Annotated in this window: 1 protein-coding gene; it reads left to right on the forward strand. The window is 62.2% G+C overall.

What is annotated here, in order from left to right; all coding sequences use genetic code 11:
- Positions 1 to 153: 153 nt before the first annotated feature.
- Positions 154 to 1434 carry a cytochrome-c peroxidase gene (locus FCT00_RS00780; RefSeq protein WP_138421465.1) on the forward strand — a complete coding sequence of 427 codons (1281 nt, stop codon included), beginning with the start codon at positions 154 to 156 and terminating at the stop codon, positions 1432 to 1434.
- Positions 1435 to 1521 lie beyond the last annotated feature (87 nt).

Raw genomic sequence — 1521 nt, forward strand, 5'->3', positions numbered from 1 at the left:
GATTTGGCAGACGGAACCACTCATCCGAAGGTCGCCGAAACCTGTGGACATATCCTAAATAGAGGCACAGAAATCGCCAAAATAGGCCAGAAGCGGTAATTTCTCTTTTATTAGGGTACTACGACAGCTGGAGTTCGATCCGGAGCCCGCGCGGTGAAGCGCGTGCGTCCGCGTGCCGTGCTTGATCTCCTTACCCGGATTTCCATCATCGGGATCGGTCTATACCTGCCGGTCTGGCTCTACCTGGCAGAGCTACGTCCGCGGATCGCGCTTTACCGGACGGAGAAGGACCTCCGCACGCTGGCCGCCGCCTGCGACCAAGCTCTGCGCAGCGCGGAGGCGACAGAGGAGACCCGTGCCCAACTGGACCCTGCGCAGGTGGCTCGCCTCGACCTGTCTCTCGAGATCGGCCGGTTGCCCTGTAAGAGCTACAGTACGCTCACCGAACAGCTGCTTTCGGAGGGCGTATCGCGGCATGCGCTCGCGGCCCTCAACCTCTCTGCAACCTCGGATCCCGCTTACCCGGACTTGCGGGCGGTGCTCGTGGATGCGGACCAGCTTGATGCCCAGCTGCGCGTCACGTCCCGGCTCTTCGATCTCGCGCCGCTGCCTCTGAAGGAATATCCGCGCGATGCGAAGTTCCAGCTCGGCGAACGGCTATTTTTCGAGCCGCTCTTGAGCGGGCAGGGGAATCGAACTTGCGCCACCTGCCACGCCTTGATCTCTGCGACCGCGGACGGGGCTGCATTGGAGACACATCTCGACGTGTCGCCGGAATGGTTGCCCGGCGTCCCTGCACGCAACGTGCCCGACCTCTGGAACCGCGACCACAACGACGTCTCGACAATGCTCTGGGACGGCCGCCTCCAGGCCGTGTCTGCCGCCGATGAGGGCGGGCTCTTACTGCCCGAGCCCCTGCCGACGACGGGATTCGAGAACCTCATGGCGTTGCAATCGGTCCGGCCGATATTTGTCCCGGCGGAGATGCTGGGTGAGCCTGGTGCTGGCAACGTTCTTGCGCCCGAGGCACGCGGCACGCCGGTCCCCGAGGCGGTGCTGTCCCGGGTCGCGACGCGACTCTACGAGGACGATGAGCGCGGTAAGGATACGGAGACTTATCAGAGGTTGTTTCGGAAGACCTACGGGGTCGGGGCGGCCGACGAGGTGCGTCCGGCTCATCTCGGCAATGCGCTTGCGCATTACATCGAGATCGCTTTCCAGTCCCGGGACACGCCCTGGGACCTCTATCTCGCCGGCGACCTTTCCGCTCTCTCAGCCGATCAGAAGAGTGGGGCGCTTATCTTTTATGGCATCGGACGCTGCGCGGTCTGTCACGCCGGCGATGTCTTCAGCGACTTCGGGTTCCATTCCGTTGGCGTGTCCGACTTCCGGGATGTGAACCGGCATGCAAGATTGACCCCTGTATTGGGGTAATCGGCGTCCAAAAGTGACCCCCCTGATATTTCTGTTCAGAAGCTTCCTCAAAGGATTGAGGGAGCGATTTGGGGATGTTGGTTGTGG

The organism is Maritimibacter alexandrii, from assembly GCF_005871115.1.
GTDB classification, from domain to species: domain Bacteria; phylum Pseudomonadota; class Alphaproteobacteria; order Rhodobacterales; family Rhodobacteraceae; genus Maritimibacter; species Maritimibacter alkaliphilus.